The organism is Sphingomonas sp. FUKUSWIS1 (assembly GCF_000733135.1).
Classification (GTDB): domain Bacteria; phylum Pseudomonadota; class Alphaproteobacteria; order Sphingomonadales; family Sphingomonadaceae; genus Sphingomonas; species Sphingomonas aerolata.
Map to the genome: position 1 here is coordinate 1 of NZ_JPJC01000267.1, position 534 is coordinate 534.

Here is a 534-nt window from a genome sequence, read left to right on the forward strand (position 1 = left end):
CGAGGCGGCGCTGGCGGCGGCGGTCGCGACATGGCCGCTCGACCTGCGGCAGGGGATGTTCGCGCGGCGGCGGCGATTCTCGCTCGACTGGGCGCTGATCCGGCGGCTGGCGGTGCTGTCGGGGCTGATCCTCGCGGTGACGCTGGCGATCACGCTGGTCCGGATCGCGAAATACAGCTTCGGCGCGGACATGATCGAGGCGCAGACCGAACAGGTCGCCCGCTCGGGCCTGCCACGCGGCGAGACGGTGAACGATGCCGGGCGCCAACTTGGCGAACGGCTGTCGCGCGTGCGCGGGCCGGGGCTGGGCTTCAGCACGACCACCGCCACGATCTTCGCCGTGGTCCAGGCGACGCCGGGCAGCGAGATCACCGCGCTCGACTTCCAGCCGAACGGGACCGTCCGACTGGGCGTCGCCGTCGAGCGCGAGGCGCTGGCGACCGATCTCAGGAGTGCGCTCGAGCGTGCCGGCTTTGCGGTTCAGGCGGGCGTCTTCCAGGCGGCGGCGGGGCGCGTGTCGGGCGAATTCACGAT

General features: G+C 72.5%; 1 protein-coding gene. It reads left to right on the plus strand.

Features of this window, described 5'->3' with window-relative positions; all coding sequences use genetic code 11:
• Positions 1-534: type II secretion system protein GspL (gene gspL, locus sphsw_RS17315; protein ID WP_031441710.1), on the plus strand; the 534-nt coding region annotated here is incomplete at both ends.